Origin of the sequence: Phascolarctobacterium succinatutens CAG:287 (assembly GCF_000434895.1) — a bacterium.
Taxonomy (GTDB): domain Bacteria; phylum Bacillota; class Negativicutes; order Acidaminococcales; family Acidaminococcaceae; genus Phascolarctobacterium_A; species Phascolarctobacterium_A succinatutens_A.
The window spans coordinates 1-1,587 of the sequence record NZ_FR892817.1 but is presented as its reverse complement, the minus strand read 5'-3'; the positions used below and the strand labels follow the sequence as shown (position 1 = coordinate 1,587).

Below are 1,587 nucleotides of genomic sequence, written 5' to 3'. Positions count from 1 at the left end.
AAACCGTACAAACGCAGGCGGGGCAAGGCTTTGCACATGTACGGTTTTTGTTATGGTGTACGGTTCAAACGTTAGTCAGTTCCCAACCGTTTTTCAACAAGAGGTTAAGCAGGGCCTTGTCTTTCATTGTAACCATAAGATAAAGAAGGAGAAATAATGATGCGGTATATGCAGGGAAATTTATATTCATAGCGAATAATTAAAATGTAAAGCTTATACAATAATTGTAAATGAAAAAAAGAAATATAGAGAGGAAAGTATAAGATGAAAAAGATTTTAGCTTTAGGATTAGGACTTTCTTTAATTATGTCCCTAGGCACTGCTAATGCTTCAGATGTTGCACAAAAAGGTGATACGGATATTTTCTTTAATCATTGATATCCTTGATCCCTTCACAAGCCGTAATGAGCCTGTAAAGTACCAATTCTAAGCAACTTCATAAAAATATGAAAGAAAAATGCCACACATCCTTAATACTTTGTGGAGTATGGTATTTTAAAAGGACATGCACATGGAAAAATGGCAGATATATTTATATCTTTTCTTTGTAGTCACAATATTGCACGCACTTTACGATAAACGTACCAAGCTAGCAGTAGGGGCATGTGTTTTCTTCGCTATTGTTATAGGTGCAATTAAATATGCAACATATGGTTTATATTCAGGATTACTAGCTTTTGTTTTGCTGCTTGCTCCTGCTGCCGTTGGTACATCTATGCAAAAATCCGGGGTACTAAAGAAAGTATTAGATGAAAGTGATGATAAGACTGAGGATGCTCCACCTATTCCTCTTGCTTCAGCGGAAGAAGATTTCCCGAATACTGCACAGGAAAGCGTTAATCCGGAAAGCATGGTCAATTACCTGGATGATAATGGCCAACAGGTTGCAAATACATATCAACAATGCGAGCCAGAGGAAAAAACAGACGATGAAGCGGAAACTGGCAAAAAAATAATAATCTATATAGTTATGTTTTTTCTGCTTGTCCTGCAAGATGTAAGGTTGTACGCCATTTGCGTAGCATGTTTTCTGTTGTTTTTTAAACGCAGAAATTACTTTATGGATAAAAGGATATTGTGGCCCCAAAGTCTGCATCTGTTAAAGAAATTTTATTACAACATACTGCTTATATTTAGAATCTGGTTTTACAGCATGATGCTTTTGATCGCGTCTGTACTAGTAACAAATAAGCTTTGGTGGCACCCTGATTATACTTTTGCTTTTTATGCTTTCGCAATTGCTTTTCCGTTCTTTTTCGGGTTCTTGCTTGTTGATATCAGCGATTTACATGATCTGTGGGCAATCCGTTATCAGGCAAAAACTATAAACAATAGGACTGATAAGCAGAGAAGCAACATAGATTATTACAGAAACCATCCAGATTATGAAAATTATCTGGTGCCAACAGGATTAATTCTTCTTTTATTTTTGTTTGATAGTCCGTATTTAGCTTTAGCTATGGTATTAGTTGGTATACTAATCTTAGTGCAATATACTTTATGGACATCTTCAAAGCAGGCGAGGGAAGAATAAAATATATAACACTTAATAACGACACAATAAAACGCTCTGCTGACCGCAAGGTT

The 1,587-nt window shown here is 36.0% G+C and carries 1 protein-coding gene; it reads left to right on the top strand.

What is annotated here, in order from left to right:
* Positions 1-511: 511 nt before the first annotated feature.
* The gene (locus BN587_RS09600) at positions 512-1,534 is read left to right on the top strand and encodes a hypothetical protein (RefSeq protein ID WP_021720907.1); all 1,023 of its coding nucleotides are present in this window, start codon (positions 512-514) and stop codon (positions 1,532-1,534) included.
* Positions 1,535-1,587 lie beyond the last annotated feature (53 nt).

What these genes read in the sequence shown, in the direction of transcription:
- BN587_RS09600 (WP_021720907.1), top strand. Translation starts at nt 512, where the DNA reads ATGGAAAAATGGCAGATATATTTATATCTTTTCTTTGTAGTCACAATA.